This window comes from Salmonella sp. SG203, assembly GCF_013350575.1.
Classification (GTDB): Bacteria; Pseudomonadota; Gammaproteobacteria; order Enterobacterales; family Enterobacteriaceae; genus Salmonella; species Salmonella enterica.
Genome location: NZ_SNMT01000004.1, coordinates 169,702 through 187,008, shown reverse-complemented (window position 1 = coordinate 187,008; position 17,307 = coordinate 169,702). Strand labels below are relative to the sequence as shown.

At 58.2% G+C, this 17,307-nt stretch carries 19 protein-coding genes; 3 read left to right on the top strand and 16 right to left on the bottom strand.

All coding sequences use genetic code 11. The annotated features are described in order from the left end of the window. The 3 genes from hemF (at position 1) to HV477_RS08680 (ending at position 2,656) form a co-directional block, all read left to right on the top strand. Entirely contained in the window at positions 1–900 is a 900-nt protein-coding gene (hemF, locus tag HV477_RS08690; RefSeq protein ID WP_079899000.1) for an oxygen-dependent coproporphyrinogen oxidase, read from the top strand. 20 nt (positions 901–920) lie between these two features. Then, positions 921–1,250, top strand: coding sequence for a hypothetical protein (locus HV477_RS08685; RefSeq protein WP_001194345.1), 330 nt, complete (start codon positions 921–923; stop codon positions 1,248–1,250). Between the two features lie 128 nt (positions 1,251–1,378). Next, complete coding sequence (locus HV477_RS08680) at positions 1,379–2,656, top strand: DUF1963 domain-containing protein (protein ID WP_079898999.1); 1,278 nt, start codon at positions 1,379–1,381, stop codon at positions 2,654–2,656. Positions 2,657–2,857: 201 nt separating this feature from the next. Here HV477_RS08680 and eutR read toward each other — a convergent pair whose 3' ends face one another. The 16 genes from eutR to eutP form a co-directional block, all read right to left on the bottom strand. After that, a complete protein-coding gene (gene eutR / locus HV477_RS08675; protein ID WP_000753665.1) occupies positions 2,858–3,910 on the bottom strand; it encodes an HTH-type transcriptional regulator EutR in 1,053 nt (350 codons plus the stop codon). Positions 3,911–3,957: 47 nt separating this feature from the next. Further along, positions 3,958–4,452 carry an ethanolamine utilization microcompartment protein EutK gene (gene eutK / locus HV477_RS08670; protein ID WP_000606266.1) on the bottom strand — a complete coding sequence of 165 codons (495 nt, stop codon included), beginning with the start codon at positions 4,450–4,452 and terminating at the stop codon, positions 3,958–3,960. Positions 4,453–4,464: 12 nt separating this feature from the next. Further along, a complete protein-coding gene (gene eutL / locus HV477_RS08665) occupies positions 4,465–5,124 on the bottom strand; it encodes an ethanolamine utilization microcompartment protein EutL (protein ID WP_001111056.1) in 660 nt (219 codons plus the stop codon). Positions 5,125–5,133: 9 nt separating this feature from the next. Then, positions 5,134–6,030 (bottom strand): ethanolamine ammonia-lyase subunit EutC, encoded by an 897-nt coding sequence (eutC, locus tag HV477_RS08660; RefSeq protein WP_079898998.1) that lies wholly within the window; start codon positions 6,028–6,030, stop codon positions 5,134–5,136. A gap of 18 nt (positions 6,031–6,048) precedes the next feature. Next, positions 6,049–7,410: an ethanolamine ammonia-lyase subunit alpha gene (gene eutB, locus HV477_RS08655; protein ID WP_000769990.1), complete on the bottom strand. Its 1,362-nt coding sequence runs from the start codon at positions 7,408–7,410 to the stop codon at positions 6,049–6,051. A gap of 11 nt (positions 7,411–7,421) precedes the next feature. Continuing rightward, positions 7,422–8,825 (bottom strand): ethanolamine ammonia-lyase reactivating factor EutA, encoded by a 1,404-nt coding sequence (eutA, locus tag HV477_RS08650; RefSeq protein WP_001097530.1) that lies wholly within the window; start codon positions 8,823–8,825, stop codon positions 7,422–7,424. Next, positions 8,822–10,048: an ethanolamine utilization protein EutH gene (gene eutH, locus HV477_RS08645; RefSeq protein WP_000512357.1), complete on the bottom strand. Its 1,227-nt coding sequence runs from the start codon at positions 10,046–10,048 to the stop codon at positions 8,822–8,824. The genes eutA and eutH overlap by 4 nt, the downstream gene beginning before the upstream one ends. Positions 10,049–10,167: 119 nt before the next feature. Beyond that, positions 10,168–11,355, bottom strand: coding sequence for an ethanolamine utilization ethanol dehydrogenase EutG (gene eutG, locus HV477_RS08640; RefSeq protein WP_001147501.1), 1,188 nt, complete (start codon positions 11,353–11,355; stop codon positions 10,168–10,170). Continuing rightward, positions 11,345–12,184 carry an ethanolamine utilization protein EutJ gene (gene eutJ, locus HV477_RS08635; protein WP_079898997.1) on the bottom strand — a complete coding sequence of 280 codons (840 nt, stop codon included), beginning with the start codon at positions 12,182–12,184 and terminating at the stop codon, positions 11,345–11,347. Before eutJ ends, eutG begins: the two co-directional genes overlap by 11 nt. Before the next feature lie 10 nt (positions 12,185–12,194). Further along, positions 12,195–13,598: an aldehyde dehydrogenase family protein gene (locus tag HV477_RS08630; RefSeq protein ID WP_079898996.1), complete on the bottom strand. Its 1,404-nt coding sequence runs from the start codon at positions 13,596–13,598 to the stop codon at positions 12,195–12,197. Between the two features lie 11 nt (positions 13,599–13,609). Next, positions 13,610–13,897, bottom strand: a complete 288-nt coding sequence (gene eutN / locus HV477_RS08625) for an ethanolamine utilization microcompartment protein EutN (protein WP_001522340.1) — start codon at positions 13,895–13,897, stop codon at positions 13,610–13,612. A gap of 112 nt (positions 13,898–14,009) precedes the next feature. Next, positions 14,010–14,300 carry an ethanolamine utilization microcompartment protein EutM gene (gene eutM / locus HV477_RS08620; protein WP_000387716.1) on the bottom strand — a complete coding sequence of 97 codons (291 nt, stop codon included), beginning with the start codon at positions 14,298–14,300 and terminating at the stop codon, positions 14,010–14,012. Between the two features lie 40 nt (positions 14,301–14,340). Beyond that, complete coding sequence (pta, locus tag HV477_RS08615) at positions 14,341–15,357, bottom strand: phosphate acetyltransferase (protein ID WP_000582929.1); 1,017 nt, start codon at positions 15,355–15,357, stop codon at positions 14,341–14,343. Further along, complete coding sequence (gene eutT, locus HV477_RS08610) at positions 15,354–16,157, bottom strand: ethanolamine utilization cob(I)yrinic acid a,c-diamide adenosyltransferase EutT (RefSeq protein ID WP_000997656.1); 804 nt, start codon at positions 16,155–16,157, stop codon at positions 15,354–15,356. The genes pta and eutT overlap by 4 nt, the downstream gene beginning before the upstream one ends. Continuing rightward, positions 16,154–16,843: an ethanolamine utilization acetate kinase EutQ gene (eutQ, locus tag HV477_RS08605; RefSeq protein ID WP_000733867.1), complete on the bottom strand. Its 690-nt coding sequence runs from the start codon at positions 16,841–16,843 to the stop codon at positions 16,154–16,156. The genes eutT and eutQ overlap by 4 nt, the downstream gene beginning before the upstream one ends. Next, positions 16,821–17,300 carry an ethanolamine utilization acetate kinase EutP gene (eutP, locus tag HV477_RS08600; protein WP_000820751.1) on the bottom strand — a complete coding sequence of 160 codons (480 nt, stop codon included), beginning with the start codon at positions 17,298–17,300 and terminating at the stop codon, positions 16,821–16,823. Before eutP ends, eutQ begins: the two co-directional genes overlap by 23 nt. Positions 17,301–17,307 lie beyond the last annotated feature (7 nt).

Genomic DNA, 17,307 nt, shown 5'->3' with positions numbered 1-17,307 from the left:
ATGAAACCCGATGCACATCACGTAAAACAGTTTCTGCTACGCCTGCAGGATGATATTTGCCAAACGTTATCCGCTGTGGATGGCGCAAACTTTGTCGAAGATAGCTGGCGACGCGAAGCGGGCGGCGGCGGACGCAGCCGGGTATTACGCAACGGCGGGATTTTCGAACAGGCGGGCGTTAATTTCTCTCACGTTCACGGCGATGCAATGCCCGCGTCCGCCACCGCGCATCGGCCAGAACTCGCCGGGCGTAGCTTTGAAGCGATGGGCGTATCGCTGGTGGTGCATCCACACAATCCGTATATTCCCACCAGCCATGCTAACGTGCGCTTTTTTATTGCCGAAAAACCGGGCGCCGATCCGGTGTGGTGGTTTGGCGGCGGGTTCGATTTAACGCCCTACTACGGCTTTGAAGAGGATGCCGTTCACTGGCACCGCACCGCCCGCGACCTGTGTCAGCCGTTTGGCGACGATGTGTATCCGCGCTATAAAAAGTGGTGCGACGACTACTTTTTCCTCAAGCATCGTAACGAGCAGCGCGGCGTTGGCGGACTGTTTTTTGACGATTTGAATACGCCGGATTTCGACCACTGTTTTGCTTTTATGCAGGCGGTCGGTAACGGCTACACCCGGGCGTATTTACCGATTGTCGAACGACGCAAAGCGATGGTCTGGGGAGAGCGGGAGCGTAATTTTCAACTTTATCGCCGCGGGCGCTACGTGGAGTTCAATCTGGTGTGGGACAGAGGCACCCTGTTTGGTCTGCAAACCGGCGGGCGCACTGAATCTATCCTGATGTCGATGCCGCCGCTGGTGCGCTGGGAGTACGACTGGCAGCCGGAAGCGGGTAGCCCGGAAGCGGCGCTGAGCGAGTTTATTCAGGTACGCGACTGGATTTAACTTATTTATAAAGTAAAACAATGCAAACAAATACACGGAAAGTAGTAACCAGTGACGCCAAATGGCATCCCCATCTGGGTATAAGTTTTATTGGCTGCCTGCTTGCCATTACGCTAGAAATATATTTTGAAGAAAGAATATTCATCCCTCATAGCGGAGGGGTGAGCTTCGGTCTGATCGTGCTTCTGGTTATCAATATGGTGACCATCCCTGTGGTCATGGCCCTGATAGCATTACTCTGCTTTATTGTTCATATTCCGCGTAAAAGCGTTAACTGTATCTTGCTATGCATACTGGCATGTATTCTGACGATAGCCGGTTTGTTTATCGCCTATCCGGTTGGCCGTTGAATAAAAGCAGGCTCGTAGAAATAAACGAGTTCATTGTAGATAAAGAATTCGGATAACCGCCCGCTGCCGTTATCATTAGTAAAACAGTACAGTAAACACTCGTAGAATTTGCAGTGGAGCACTACCGCATGGACGAGCGTATTCCTTGTAAAAACCCGCAATGCTCACATTTCATCCTGCCAGCAACGGCTGCCCGCACGGAGGGCTATTGCATGCCCTGCGTCCAGGCGCGCTATCGGCAAGAGCAGGAAGAATATATCCGGAAAAACAGAAAAACGATCGACGCGTTCAGTGGCATTACCAACCCTGTTGAAATGCTTAAACTCGTTCATGAACCCCGGGAACACGATCCGTTAATCGAGTGGATTCCCTGCCCCATTCCGACCGATGAGCTTTACAAAAAGCTCTCCGATGATGAAAGCCGCGACATGGTCGATTATGCAGAAGAATTATTTGATTCCGGATGGCAGGAGGAAGCTCAGGAAATTGCGCTGTGCCTGGCGGCATTTACCCGGGCCAATCTGGATAATTTCCTGCGCCAGGTAATAAATGAAGAAGAACTGGAGCTCTCTTCACCCCTACCTTTTCACCGTGCGCCGCCTGACGTACGCGACGCGCTTTTGCAGAAGGTGGAAACCGATGACGAAAACCGTGACGGCATTCTTTGTGCCCTGGCCTGGATTGGCGATGAGGTTGTCGTTGAGCATTTTAACCGCTGGCACCAGGAACCACCTGCGTGGAGTGCTTCACTTCATATCCTCCCTCATCGCTATGCTCACCAGGCGGGATGGGAGCTCACTGAAAATGGCCGCAGGCGCGATCTTTACTTTACGCAATGTACCCATCTGGTAAAACAGGCACCTGAACAGCCTGCCGTTTTTCGCGCCGTCGCAGAATATGGTGAAAACTGCCCACACTGTTCCCTGCCGCTAATCAATCTGTTTGAGGTTGCGCCGAGCGCCGTCGGCCTCAGCACGCAGGGTTGGCCCGGTCAAATTCGTATTCTGACCTGTCAGTGTTGTACGGCATATAACACCGTTTTCGCCACCGTCGATCCGCAAGGCCAGCCGCGATGGTACGAAAAAAATGCGCTCTCGACGCTGGCGGTGGAGAATTCCTCTGACTGGATAACGCTACCGCTTGATATTCTGCACCCCGGGGAATCCCGTTTGCCGCTATTCGCTGCTGAAATATTTTTACCCACCACCTTCTCACAGCTCGGCGGCCATCCCGCATGGGTTCAGGATGCAGACTACCCCACGTGCCCAACGTGCGCGCAAACGATGATGTTTCTTGCGCAGCTAAGCTATGAAGATATTGAGGAAGAGGAATATGCGGAAGGAATGCTTTACGGGTTTATCTGCCCCTCCTGCCAAACAACGGCAACGTCTTATCAGCAAACATAAACGCTCATCCTCATGACCTGATGACAAAACTGTTTTGCACGTTGTGCGCGCGCGGTTCCCCGGAGGCGGCGCTGGCGCGCCTTGTCCGGGCTACCAACCACAGACGGCAGCGAATCCGTAGGCCCGGTAAGGCGCCAGCCGCCACCGGGCAATTCCCGACACGCGCACGTTATCAGCAACCGGAGAGCCTACCCATCAATATCAAGCCCATTGCCGCATCCGTTGATGCAGCGTCAACGACGGTTTTTCGGCAAATAATTGCTGATAATCGGTGGCAAACTGCCCCAGATGCCAGAATCCCCACTGCATCGCGGCATCTTTGACCGTGGCGCTCTGCGACCACGGGCTAATCAGTTCCCGGCGTACTGCGTTTAAACGAATACGTTTCAGCCACGCATTGGGGCCAATGCCCAAAATGGCGTGAAACGCATTTTGCAGCGTGCGACGGCTTACGTGTAGCTGGTTACATAAGTCGAGCACCGTCAGCGGCTCCGACATATTTTCCAGCACATATTCCCGCGCCCGCGACAGTAGCCTACGATATCCCTGATGGCTGATGCTCTCAGCGCTATGAATCGGCTTCGCCTCTTCCAGCATCGTGCCCATCGCCAGCAATAAATTATCACTCAAGACCTTACGCACCGCAGGTTGATGCAGGGTTTCAGGACTCTCGCTGAAGGTGGCCAGCGCCTGCTGCACAAAGCCCCACAGCGCCGCTTTATGCTGCTCTTTTACCTCCAGCGCTAACTGGTTACGTAGCATATGCAGCACCCTTTCCGGGTTATGCAAAAACGTGGCCTGACGGGAAATAACATCTTCCGAGATAACGACGCCCAGAATGGTGTAATCATCCGGCGTACTCAGTTCAAACTCGGTGCCTCCCGGCCGGGTGGCAATCTCGGCGCTGCCGAGCCCCTGCGCGCCGATAAATCCCTGTTCGCCGCGCGTCGCCGGAATACCAAACCAGAAAGAGTTTGGCCAAACCAGACACGACTGACGCAGCGCCAGGCCGGTGTATTCACGGAACACCTGAATCTCATCAAGCAGGATTTCCGTGAACTCGCCATGAAATTTACCCGGGTGTAACTGATCGTAGATCTGCTGCCAGGCGGTGATAGTCAGAGCATGTTCATAGACATCCGTCGTCCGTCGCTGATGAACATTGTCCACCTCGACTCTGGGCGTAAGTTTAACGTCTTCGGGTAACGCTTCATGATAAAGATGGTGCAAATTCGCTGTACGGGTCTTTTTCATGATCTTCTATGCCGGACGCCCGCCAGGACGCCCGGCCCTCCGACAGATTAATTTTTGATGCGATAGCGACTACTGCGTTTACGCAACGCTCCGTCAGAAAAGAGTTGTTCCAGCACGTTTCTGGCCTGCTCCAGCGGCCAGCCAAAATGCGCGGCAACCTCTCCCGCCGTCATTCCCTGGCGTACTGATGCCAGCAGCGCCAGTAACGCTTCAGCGAACTCAGGCGTTGCGGGTACCTGGGGCGCTTTCTCAGTCGGCGTTGTCGCACGCGCAAACCCGCCAATCAGCCACTGGGTGTCCTCTTCCGGGCGACCAATTTCTTTGCGGCTAATCACACGGCCTGTGCGCTGCGCGGCGGCGCTTCCGGCATCCAACGCCGCACGACACGCCGCCAGATCGCCCTCCACCACCAGAGTGAGCCTGCCAGGGTCGAGCACTTGATGACTGAGCAAACGCACGTTGGCCGCTTTCAGCATGGCATCCGCCGCATCGACGGCGGCGACCATTCCGTCCACTTCCAGTAATCCCAGGGCATTGATCATTGGCAACCTCCGTTACGCACGCTGGACAGGGTTACGAGCGATATCCAGCACGGCGTCGGTAAAGGCGTTGCAGGCGGCTTTACACGCGGCCTGGCTTCCCGTTAAGAACGCGGCCGAATAGTTGGTTTCCGACGGCGGCGGCACGTAAGTCACCAGTTGAACGTCAGCGGATTTCATCGCCGCGTCAATGCCGAATGTCGCTTCCAGCGGCGGCGCCACCAGGTAGGCCATTGGATCGCCCAGCGCGATACCTGCGGTAGACGAGAGGTACGAACCGGTACGCGAAACCACATGCGCCAGGAACGCGGTATTTTCCGCATCGTTCGCCCACTGGAACGCCGCGCCGTTTTCAATACTGGCGACCATCGCATCCAGACCGGCGCGCACTTCCGCCGGGTTCGGGCCGCCCAGCATAATCAACACCTCACCGGCGGTAGGCGACGGCCCGTGAGCCGCCCCGGCATAGAGGGAGCGGCCATAGACCACTTCCACCATCGCCTGTTTTGTCGCTTCGTCAGCGGCAATATAGGTCACATCATCAGAATCTGCCGTGATGAGTCCGAGACTACGTATATGTGGCGGTAATTTAAGTTCCCGCGCAAAGCCGTCATTCACGGAGGCAATCACGCGCATGGCAGTCACTGAAGGTCGAATCAAATCTAATGCAGGCATGATGTCTCCTTAACGGGTCATGTTGATGCCGGACGCTTTCTGCTCCAGCATCCGTTTGGCCAAATCCACAATCACGGCGGCGGCTTCTACCGGCGGCGTCCCCCCCTGATGAATGTTTGAAATACAGGTTCTGTCGGCCTCGACGGTGGTCGCCACGCGCGGGGAATAGACGGCGTAGCAGGAAAGACTTTCCGACTGCCCCAGCCCCGGACGTTCGCCCACCAGCAGGATGACGACCTTCGCGCCGAGAATTTCGCCAATCTGATCTTCAATCTTCACGCGGCCATAGCGCACAAAGAACGGCGTGCCGACGTTCAGCCCGGCCTGCTTCAGACCGGCAAGCAGCGGCGGCAGGATCTCTTCATAGTTGGCGGTGATCGCATCCGTAGAGAGGCCATCGGAGACCACTACCTGCACATCCGGGTTCATCACGCACTGCGACTTCAGCGCGTCAATGGCTTCCGGGCTCAGGCGACGCCCCATATCCGGGCGCGTCAGGTACAGGTTTTTGTCGCTGATCTCCGAACGTACTTCCAGCAGCCCTTGCGCTTTGACCCACTCTTCCGGCACTTCTTTGAGCACGGTGTCTTTCGAACGGGAGTGATCCGCCAGAAAGCGCAGCAGCGCCTGGGTGCGCGGACGCGGCCCGGCACGACCCGTGCAGACGCGTGCCGCAGTACTGCGACGCAGTTCGGTCAACACGTCCGCACGATGTGGGTTCTCGACGCCAATCCAGGCTTTTGCCTCTGCGGAACCTAAATCCAGCGCGCAGCTTTCGGTCACCGTCGGCGCGGCGCACTGCGGCTTTGCGCCTTCCTGCGTTGACGGCGCGACGGGCTGCGGTACGTCCTGTCCCATTGACACCATCACGCTACGTACAATTTCTTCAATCTGTTTTTGATCCATGGTGTTATCCCCGCGTCATCAGAAGAACAGTGACGGATCGCCCGCCCGTTTGGTCAGACGACCGTTTGCCATAATGCCCATCGTTTCCAGCCAGCGTTCAAACTCCGGCGACGGCCGTAAATTCAGCAACTGACGGACGGTGGCGGTATCGTGGAAAGCGGTGGTCTGGTAGTTGAGCATGATGTCGTCGCCGAGCGGCATCCCCATGATGTAGTTACAGCCGGCAGTGGCGAGCAGAATCATCAGGTTTTCGTTAAGGTTCTGGTCGGCGTCGGCATGGTTGGTATAGCAGCAGTCGCAGCCCATCGAGATGCCGCTCAGCTTGCCCATAAAGTGATCTTCGAGACCGGCGCGGATAATCTGCCTGTCGTTGTAGAGATATTCCGGCCCGATAAAGCCCACCACGGTGTTCACCAGGAACGGATCGTAGTGGCGCGCCAGCCCGTAGTTACGCGCTTCCATTGTCACCTGGTCGGCACCAAAGTTCGCGCCAGCCGACAGCGCCGAGCCCTGTCCGGTTTCAAAGTACAGGCAGTTTTCCCCGGCGATGCGGTTGAACTCCGCCCCCACGGCCCGCGCTTCATCGAGCATAGCCAGCTCGACGCCGAACTCTTTTAAGCCCTTCTCGCTGCCGCAAATGCTCTGGAAAATCAGTCCGCCCGGCGCGCCGCGGCGAATCGCTTCAATCTGGGTGGTGACATGCGCCAGCACGCAGCCCTGGGTCGGAATATTGAATTTATCGATAACGCCGTAAACGGTGTCGAGCACGCGGGTCAGGTTCTCCACGTCATCGGTCACCGGGTTAACGCCGATCACCGCATCGCCTGCGCCGAAAGAAAGCCCTTCGTAGATTTGCGCGGCGATACTCTGTACATCGTCACGGGTATCGTTCGGCTGCAAACGGCAGCTAAAGGTGCCCGGAATACCGATGGTGGTATTGGCTTTTTTGATCACCGGCATTTTCTTGCCGCCGTAGATCAGGTCAGCGTTGGAGCAGATTTTCGCTACTGCCGCCACCACTTCGGAGGTCAGCCCTTTGCGGGTAAACGCGATGTCGTCCACGGAGGTTTCATCGCTCAGTACGTATTCGCGCAGTTCGCTGATGCTCCAGTTTTTAATCCGGTTATAGGCCGTTTCGTTGACGTCATCCTGAATCAGGCGCGTCACGCAGTCCTCTTCATAGGCAATCACCGGATTGTTGCGGATATCCGCCACCGTCATTTCCGACAGTACCTGTTTTGCCGCTACGCGCTCCTGCGAACTTGCCGCGGCAACCCCGGCCAGCACATCCCCCGAACGCAGTTCGTTGGCTTTAGCCAGTACCTCTTTTACATCCTTAAACTGATAAACATTGCCGAACAATGTGGTCTTTAGTTTCATAAGTCGTTCCCTCAGGAAGGAAATGCGAGTGATTTCACCGTCACCGGCACAACCGATCCGCCAAAAAGAGGCGTACCAATGTCGATATAGTCTCCCGCCCGCACGACCACCTCATCGATGACCGCCAGCGGAAGTTGCGGTAACTGTGGGCGCAATAACATGCCCAGCGCTTTACCAAAATCCTGCTCGGCCACCACCAGCAGGGGATGTGGATTGGGATAACGCGCGACAAAAGCCGTCAGCGCGTTGATGACCGTGAGTAATGCGGCGTAACGCACCGGAAGCGTGGCGGGAAGCGCCAGCACGTAAGCGTCGGTTTGCGGGTCGAGATCAAGCTGGAGAAGCGCCTGCCGCCAGGCGTTCACCAGATCGGCGTCATCCTGCGGGATCGCCACCGGCAGGTTGCGCAGCGGCAGTTGGACGTCTTCCAGCCAGATAGTACTGCCGGAAAGCGACAGCGTATGGGCCCCCGCGCCAATCACCGTGGCGCGCACGGTTTGCGCCGGAAACTGCACGTTCATCTCGCGCAGACGCGGGTGCTCATGCAGCGCGGTCGCCAGCAGCGGCCCGATATCAGAAAAGCAGAACGGATCGGCAGGTTGGTTGCGGTAGCATTCACCTACCCCACCGGAAAGGGTGATCACCTCCGGCGTAATATCGGCGGGCAGCAGCCCGGTTTGCATCAGCGATTGCGCCAGCGGCGAGAGCGCGCCAGTGATAACCTCGACGATGAGATCCGCCATCCGCCGCGCCACCTGCCCCAACTGTGCGGCAGCTAAGGCGCGAGCATCAGTACCCGAACCGAACACCTCATCGATAATCATCTGCCCCGGCTGATGGGCATAAACCACGCGCCCCTGAGCATCGGTTTCCAGCAGGCGACCACCGACGTTAAGGCAAGCGGTACCGCTGACTTTTCCCGCGTCAAACAGCGCGTAGTTAGACGTGCCGCCGCCGATATCAATATTCAGCACCCGGCACATCCGCTGCTCAGACAAGCTTTGCGCTCCGGCGCCGTAACCGGCAATGACCGATTCCAGATGCGGCCCGGCGCTGGCGACCACAAAGTCGCCCAGCGACTGCGAGAGCGTCATGACCGCCGGACGGGCGTTGCGGGTTTTGGCGCTTTCGCCGGTGATAATGATAGCCCCTGAGTCCACCGATTCAGGCGCGATGCCTGCGGCCTGATACTGGGCCAGAATCAGCGCTTTAAGTTCGGCCTCTTTCAGACCGCCCTGCTTATCCACGGGCGTAAAGAAGACCGGGCTTTGCCAGCTAATGTCGCGTTTGATGAATTCGTAGCGCGGCACCTGCGACACCGCCGCACGGTTAACCAACTCCAGGCGCGAGAAGATCACCTGCGTGGTGGTGGTGCCGATATCGATACCGACGCTCAGTAGCTGGCGAGTGTTCACGATTGCGCCTCCGCTTCGGTTTTCACCTGGGCGGCGTCATCTTTCGGCACCAGCATCATCGCCACGCCAATCGCCGTCACGCCGCCGATCAGCTTGCCGACAATCATCGGGAAGATCATGGCGTTCATGTTGGCGGCGGCGAAGCCTAAATGGTCGCCCAGCGCGAACGCCGCAGAGACGGCAAATGCGCAGTTAATCACTTTGCCGCGGGTATCCATCTGCTTCATCATGCCGAACATCGGGATATTGTTCGCCAGGGTCGCTACCATGCCTGCCGCCGCAATATTATTTACGTTCAGCAGCTTACCGACATTCATCAACGGTTTTTCAAACCAGCGGGTCAGTAACAGCACCATCGGATACGCGCCGAGCAGCACGCAGGAGATAGAGCCGATCACTTCAATGGCGCGCATCACTTCGCCGGGTTTGTCGCCTGGCGCCATAAAGATCGGGTCGAGCCCCGGAATCAACTCCCAGCCCAACAGGAATTTAATCACCGCAGCCGCCAGACCGATGGTGATCAGCGCCACCAGAAATTTGGCGAAAATCTGGAAACCGTTGATCATTTTTTCCGGGATGAACTTCAACCCCAGCGCTACCAGCACCGCGACAATCAATACCGGGATCATGTTCATCAGGATCAGCGCGAAGGTAAACTCCACTGGCTGACCATTGATCTGCACGCCTGAGTACATGGCGATCAATCCCCCCGCAATGCAGCCAATGGGAATGGTGACGATACCCGCGAGTACGCCAAGCGCCAGGTAGCGGCGGTCAGACGGTTCGATAATGCCGAGCGCCACCGGAATGGAGAACACAATGGTCGGCCCCATCATCGACCCAAGTATTAACCCTGAGTATAGCCACGCCGCGACATCACCGCCGGCCAGCTCTTTGGCGAGGAAGAATCCGCCCATATCACAGGCCAGCAGCGTACCCGCGAACATGGATGGGTTCGCGCCCAGCATTTCGTATACCGGGATAATAACCGGCCCCAGTACATGCGCCAGCACCGGCGCCAGCGCGGTCATACCGACCATCGCCAGTCCCAACGCGCCCATCGCCATAAAGCCCTCTTCAAACTGGCCGCCAGACCCCTCGATACTCTTGCCAAATTTACCGAGGAAGCGCGCCGACCCGCCGAACTGCGACAGGATTCTGTCCACGGCGGCAATCAGCATAAAGAACATCATGATGTACATGATGATTTCGTTAATTCCCATAGCCCCTACTCCCTGTCATTTTTGATTTGTAAGCCGGATAAGACGTTTACGTCGCCTCCGGCATTAACGCCGTGTTATTGCCGGATGGCGGTGCGAGCACCTTATCCGGCCTACAGGCATTACCCGGCAGCCGCGTACAGGTCGATAATCTGTGCCTGTGTGGCGGTGCGTGGGTTACTGCGCAGACAAATATCCTCCAGCGCGGCTTGCGCCCACGCGCTGTAGTGTTCGGGTTTGGCGCCAGCGTCAGCCAGCCGTTTGCTCTGCCCTACTTCGGCAATCAGCTCGCTCACCGCCGCAATTGCATCGCGATCGTCCGATTTCTTATTGGTTAACGCCCGGCCGATTTGACTGAAGCGTTCGCGGCATACCATCCGGTTAAAGCCCATGACCGTTGGCAGCAGCATGGCGTTGGCCTGGCCGTGCGGAATATGCAGCGCCGCCCCTGGCTGGTGCGCCATCGCATGACACAGCCCCAAACCGGCGCTGGAAAAAGCCATTCCCGCCATACAGGAGGCCAGTAACATATTTTCACGCGCCGCCAGATCGTGGCCGTAACCCACGGCTTTCGGCAGCGATTTGCCAATCATTGCTATCGCGCCAATCGCCAGGCTGTCGGTAAACGGCGTGGCGTTGAGCGCGCTGTAGGCCTCAATCGCATGCGTCAGCGCATCGATACCGGTCATCGCCGTCACGTTTGGCGGAACGCCTTCGGTCACGGCAGCATCAAGAATCGCCACGTCCGGCATTAGTGACGCGTGCGCCAGCACCTGCTTGCGCCCGCTGACCGCGTCGATAATCACCGTCACGTTGGTGGTTTCTGAACCGGTTCCGGCGGTGGTCGGCACCGCAATCAGCGGCAGACGCGGGCGTAATGTACTGTGCTCGGTCATGGCGCTCAGCGTCTGGTCAGGGTTAGTCACCAGCAGGGCGACCGCTTTCGCCGCGTCCAGCACCGAACCGCCGCCAAAGGCCACTACGCCGTCGCACGCCGCCTCACGCAGTTGCGCCACCGCCGCGCAAACATCGGTGATGCACGGCTCGCCTGGCGGACACGGCCAGACCGTCATCGCCACGCCTTTCATCGCCAGGCTGCGTGCCAGCGGCGCGGTCATTCCCGCCTGATGCAGGAAGCTGTCGACCATCACAAACAGATGGCTTACGCCTCGCGCTTGCGCTTCCTGGCCGCAGGCGCCGAGCGCCCCAAGTCCGCACAGCGTGACCGGCGGTACGCTGAACGTTTTCACCCGTTGCAGATTCAGGGTGTCGAATGCCTGAAATAGCGCCGTCTGTAGTTCAGCTTGCATAGAGTCCCTCCGCTTTCGCTCTCCCGCTGTTGGCTATCGCCAGCGGGGTCATAAACAGGCTGTGCTGCGGCAAATGCACCTGTAACTCCGGGAAACGCTGGCGAAATAACGCCTCCACGCCCGGCTGCATACAGGAACCGCCCGCCAGCCATAAATCAGCAATTCCTTGCCCTTCAATGTGGCGAGCAACGATCTCCGCCATCTTTTCGTACACCGGCTTCACTACTGGCCAAATCTCCTGCGCATTGCTGCGCTTGTACTGTTCCGCCTCTTCCAGGGGAATATGGCGGTTGCCCGCCAGCGTCAGGGAGATATGGTGCCCGCCAGTGGCTTCATCGGCGGAGTAAGTCACCTTGCCCTGTTTGACGATGGCAATGCCGGTAGTGCCGCCGCCAATATCCACCACGCCTGCATTATCAAGCGCCAGCAGATCCGCCACCGCCGTCGGCTCATCCAGTACGTGGCTGACTTCTAACCCGGCAGACTCCAGCACGTTGTTCGAAATACGCTGGTCGGTGCCCGGCGGGAACGAGGTCGCCGCGTGGGTAAAGCGGCAGCCGAGCTGCTGTTCAAGGGTGTCGAGATGGCGGCGCACGAGGGTGACGGCGCCGAAGAAATCCCAGACGATGCCGTCACGCACAACGTCGGCCCAGTCAAGGCATACCGCCACCGGCTGGGCGTTGCCGTCGACCACCATCGACACCACGTCGCAGGTGCCCAAATCGACGCCCAGCCACAGCGGTGTATCGCTGGCGGCGGGCGTCTGGTTACACAGGGCCGCCGCTTTTTGCAGTCTTGGGGTGAGCCAGAGTTGTTCGTCGTGCGCCATGAGTCATCCCTTATACAATGCGAAACGCATCCACCAGCACGCATCGACGCAGCCGCACAAAGGTACGCGCGCTGGTCACCCCTTCGCCGGTTGGCGTGGTGATGGTCATGGTGGTCCAGCCTTCACCGCCCAGTCCGAGACCAGCAATGCACGGACCGTTTTTGACGAAAATACTGGTATCAATGGCGTTCGCCATCTGGTTCATATTGTCGATATTGCGCGAGTGCATTGCCGCGGTGTGGTGGCAGCCGCCCTCAAGCTGGACCGCCAGCGCAATGGCTTCTTCAACGTTGGCAACGCGTACGACAGGAAGCACCGGCATCATCAGTTCGGTCACCGCGAACGGATGGTTAGCGGGCGTTTCCACAAATAGCAGGCGCGTTTGATCCGGGACGTTCAGGCCGATGGCTGCGGCGATCTTGCCCGCGTCACGACCGACCCAGTCACGGCTGACGGTGCCTTTACCGCGTTCATCGATATTCTTCAGCAGCACCGGCTGGAGCTGTTCGGCCTGAGCGGCAGTCAGTTTCACCGCGTGCTGACCTTCCATCAGACGCATCAGCTCGTCGGCGACGCTATCCACCACAATCAGCACTTTTTCGTCGGCACAGATGATGTTGTTATCAAACGACGCGCCTTTGACGATGGATTGTGCAGCGCGCGGCAGGTCGGCGGTCTCATCCACCACCACCGGGGGATTACCGGCACCGGCGGCGATCAGGCGTTTATTAGTATGTTTACGCGCCGCGTCCACCACCGCTTCGCCGCCAGTCACCACCAGCAGGCCAATACCGGGATATTTGAACAGCCGCTGGGCGGTTTCGATATCCGGGGTCGCCACGGTGACCAGCAGATTTTCCGGGCCGCCGGCGGCGACCACCGCCTGATTGAGGAGGGTGATTGCCCGCTGAGAGACCTTTTTCGCCGCCGGATGCGGGGCAAACACGACGCTGTTGCCTGCGGCAATCAGGCTGATGGCGTTATTAATCACCGTCGCCGCCGGATTGGTGGACGGCGTGACCGAGGCCACCACGCCCCACGGCGCATTTTCAATCAGCGTCAGGCCGTTATCGCCGGTCAGCACCTGCGGAGATAAACACTCGACGCCCGGCGTGCCGCGCGCCTGCGCCACGTTTTTAGCAAATTTATCGTCAACGCGTCCCATGCCGGTTTCGCTGACGGCAAGCTCCGCTAATTCTCGGGCGTGTTTTTCGCCCGCTTCGCGAATGGCATGAATGGCAAGCTGGCGCATCGCCACGCTCTTCAGCCCCTGCTGGGCCCGTTTTGCTGCCGCCACTGCGTCATCCAGGGAGGCAAAAACGCCCATCTCATGAACAGTGCTGGCCGGCTGGCTGCTGTCTTTCATTTTCAGCAGTACCGCTTTCACCACCTGTTCAATATCCTGTTGATTCATGATGTTCAGTCCTATTTATGGAAAACCACTTTCCCGCCAGCCACCACTTCATCGACGATGCCAATGACGCACAGATCGACCGGTGATAATTCGCTGCGATGCGCCTGGCGTGCGGAACTGCCGCTGACCAGCAGTACCCACTCTCCGGTTCCCGCCCCGATACTGTCGATAGCGACGGCACACTGCCCGTCGGGGTTGCCCTGGGCATCGATCATTTCCACCATCAGCAATTTGTCATGCGCCAGTCCCTGATGGCGGACGGTACATACGATTTGTCCTGTGACGACTGCCAGTTTCATATCCGCCTCCATGGATTGCCCGTTGGGTCGTAGGCCTTGAATCTGCGCACCATCAGGCAATGGCGCGCATTCATGCCGGATGGCGACGCTGCGCGTCTTATCCGGCCTACCATCAAATGTTGCTGTCGCCTTTGAAGCTGATCGGGAACACTTCTTCCAGATCGCCGTGCGGGCGTGGAATCACGTGTACAGAGACCAGCTCGCCAATGCGCTGCGCCGCAGCGGCGCCAGCATCGGTTGCGGCTTTGCACGCCGCCACGTCGCCACGCACCATAGCCGTACACAGGCCACCGCCAATCTGCTTCACGCCGACCAGCTTCACGCGTGCGGCTTTTACCATCGCATCTGAGGCCTCAATCAGCGCAACCAGGCCCCGGGTTTCAATCATTCCTAATGCTTCCATCGTGTTTTCCTCTCATTAAAGGGGTCCAGAACGGGACCGTTCATTCAACCAGTGTGTGTAAGCTGCGTTCGCGGCTCACGTCAGCCTGGCGCGGCACGGCTGCCACCAACGCCAGTTCGATAATTTCCTGCACGCTACAGCCTCGGGAGAGGTCGTGAAGCGGCGCGGCAAGCCCCTGAATTAGCGGCCCAACAGCGCGATAGCCTCCCAGACGCTGAGCGATTTTGTAGCCAATATTGCCCGCCTCCAGCGACGGGAAAATCATCACGTTGGCGCGGCCTTGCAGCGGGCTGTCAGGCGCTTTTTGCGCGGCGACCTCCGGTACGAAAGCGGCGTCAAACTGCAATTCACCGTCCACAAGCAGTTGCGGCGCACGTTCGCGAACGAGCTCTGTCGCCTGCTGCACGTTGGCAACATTGGGGTGACGGGCGCTGCCGTTGCTTGAAAATGACAGCATCGCCACGCGCGGCTCTTCGCCGGTAATGGCCCGCCAGGTGTCGGCGCTGGCGAGAGCGATATCCGCCAGCTGCGCCGCCGTCGGCTGCGGCACTACGCTGCAATCGGCGAACCCTAATGCCGGACCGGCATACTGCGGCAGCATCAGGAAAATAGACGATAATGTTTTGCACCCGGGTTGCAGGCCAATCACCCGCAGCCCTGCGCGCAGCACGTTCGCCGTTGACGACAGGTTGCCTGCGATACACACATCAGCCTCACCGGCGCTCACCATGGCGGCAGCGAACATTAGCGGGTCGCTAAGCTTTTCCACTGCGTCCGGCGGCGTTTTTTCTCCGGCACGGGCGAGCCAGCGTTGCGCAAAACGCTGGCGCATACTCAGGTTGCTGTGTGGGTCGATGACCTGAATGCCATCCATCGCCATACGATGACTCAGGGCAAACTGACGCAGCGCAAACGGACTGGCGACCAGAACGGGGCGAGCCAGACCGTACTGTTGCAGGTAATGCGCCGCTTTCAGCACGCGTTCGTCCAGCGCATCAGGAAAGACGACTCTGGCGGGGGCGCGTACCGCCAGTTCGCGGGCGCGTTCAATGATCATGGCTTCTCTCCCAACCGTTGTTGAATTTGGGCGACCGTCAGCGGATGTTTCGCCACGCTCAAAATCATCATCACGTAAACCGTGCTGGAGAGACGGTTCAGCGCCTGTAAAATGTCCGGGCGCAAGACCTCAAAACTACGGGTAATAAACACTTGTGCGGCGAGGGTTTCCGTTTCGCGGACTTTGGTTCGCAGCAGATTAAGCAGCGCCGCATCGCGACCGTGGCTAGCCTCCGGCACCAGGTGATCGTGGTCGAGATAGCGCAGCGGCTGGTGGGAAAGCCGATGCAGCTCATCCTCGTTGAGCCCGACGATAGACTGCGCCGCCAGCGGTTCATCTATAGCGTCGGCGCGCATAATGTTGCCCAGCCGCGAGCGGATATCGAAAAGCCACGGCTGCCAGGGTTCCGCCAGTTCGATTTGTAGCCACACGGTCAGCGCGATGGCGCTGTCGAGCGCGGCGCGAAAGCCGAGGCGCGGGTCGCTTTTGGCGACCATTTTGTCCGCCGTCAGATGGGTCAGCGTATCGGGCTTTTTCACCACCGGCTGGCGGCACAGTTCACAGCATGCCTGTGGGTGCGTATCGCTACTGGTTAAGCCATGTACCGGCTGCGGCTGCTGTTCGTCATCATCGACAAACAGCCTGCCTTGCGGATCCAGAAACTTAATGCGCAGGCGGCGACTTTCCAGCAGTTCCCGGGCCGAGGGCGTCAGTCGTGCATCAGCGGGCAGATGGATCTCCGATCCTTCGCTGAGCGTATGATTCGCTCTGAGCCACGTTTCGGTGATGAAATCGTTCATACGGATTGCCAGTTTGCAGGCCAGGCGACGTACAGAAAGCGCACGGACGTTGGCGTGCCAAATTCAATGCTGGAGCCTTTAGGGATGAACATCACATCTCCGGCTTTGGCAATCATGGTTTCGCCTTCATGGCGTACGTGCAGTTCGCCTTCCAGCACCATGTCGATTTCGTCGTAGTTCAGCGTCCACGGGAAAAAGGCGTTGTCCCACTGCATAAACCCGGCGGCCATGCTGCTACCATCCTGCTCTGTAACCAGATCGGTTAAGCCGACGCAGTGCGGTTCGGCGCCGTCGAAGCGGCCAAATTTCACGCTGCTGCCGTCAATGACTTTCACGCCGCCTTTACCCGTGACGGAGGTAAAGCTCGGCTGCATCGTCCCCAGTTCCAGCGACTGCTTTTCCTTCAGCACTTTTTCCATCAACTGCGCCACCAGGCTTTCAGTAAACTGCCCTTCCGGGAGCTGCGCGATGATGGCTTCCCGAATGCGCTGGCTTTCGCTTTTACACGCCTGCGCCGATGTGGATGCCGGAACGGACTCGTCGCATTCGGTAATCGTGAAGCCCAGTAGTTCCGCCACTTCGCGAGCCTCCGGGGTAATAATGCTGGCGCGCAGCACTACCGACATCGCCTGTTCGCCGCGGGCGTGGGCCGCACGAATATCGTTAGCTGTGATAAGTTTTTTCACCTGCCTCTTCCTCCTGTTCACTGAGAGCCGCCAGATAATCCACCAACTGCCGCACGCTTTGCGGGTCGTGGCCGTTGAGCTCGAAAATCGGCTCCCGGAATCCAATCTCGCAAAGCAACTGCCGCGTAGCGGCGACGTCGGCATCCGGCATGTCCGTTTTGCTGATAACGGCGATATGTCGTTTACGGGTTCCAACATCCAATAACCCGGCAGGTAAGCGACTTTCTTTATCGTTTGCCGCGTGGACATAAATCAGCGTGTCCACATCCTGCAACGTGGTAATTAAGGCGTGATACCAACGGGGATGGCTAAAATATTCACCCGGCGTATCGATATCGCCATGATCATTAAATTCCACGGCCTGTGTTTTTCTGGCGAGGGAATAATTTCCCCGTAACGCGTTAAAAAGCGTTGTCTTTCCGGCACCGACCGCGCCGACAAAAGCAATACGTTTCATTACCGCC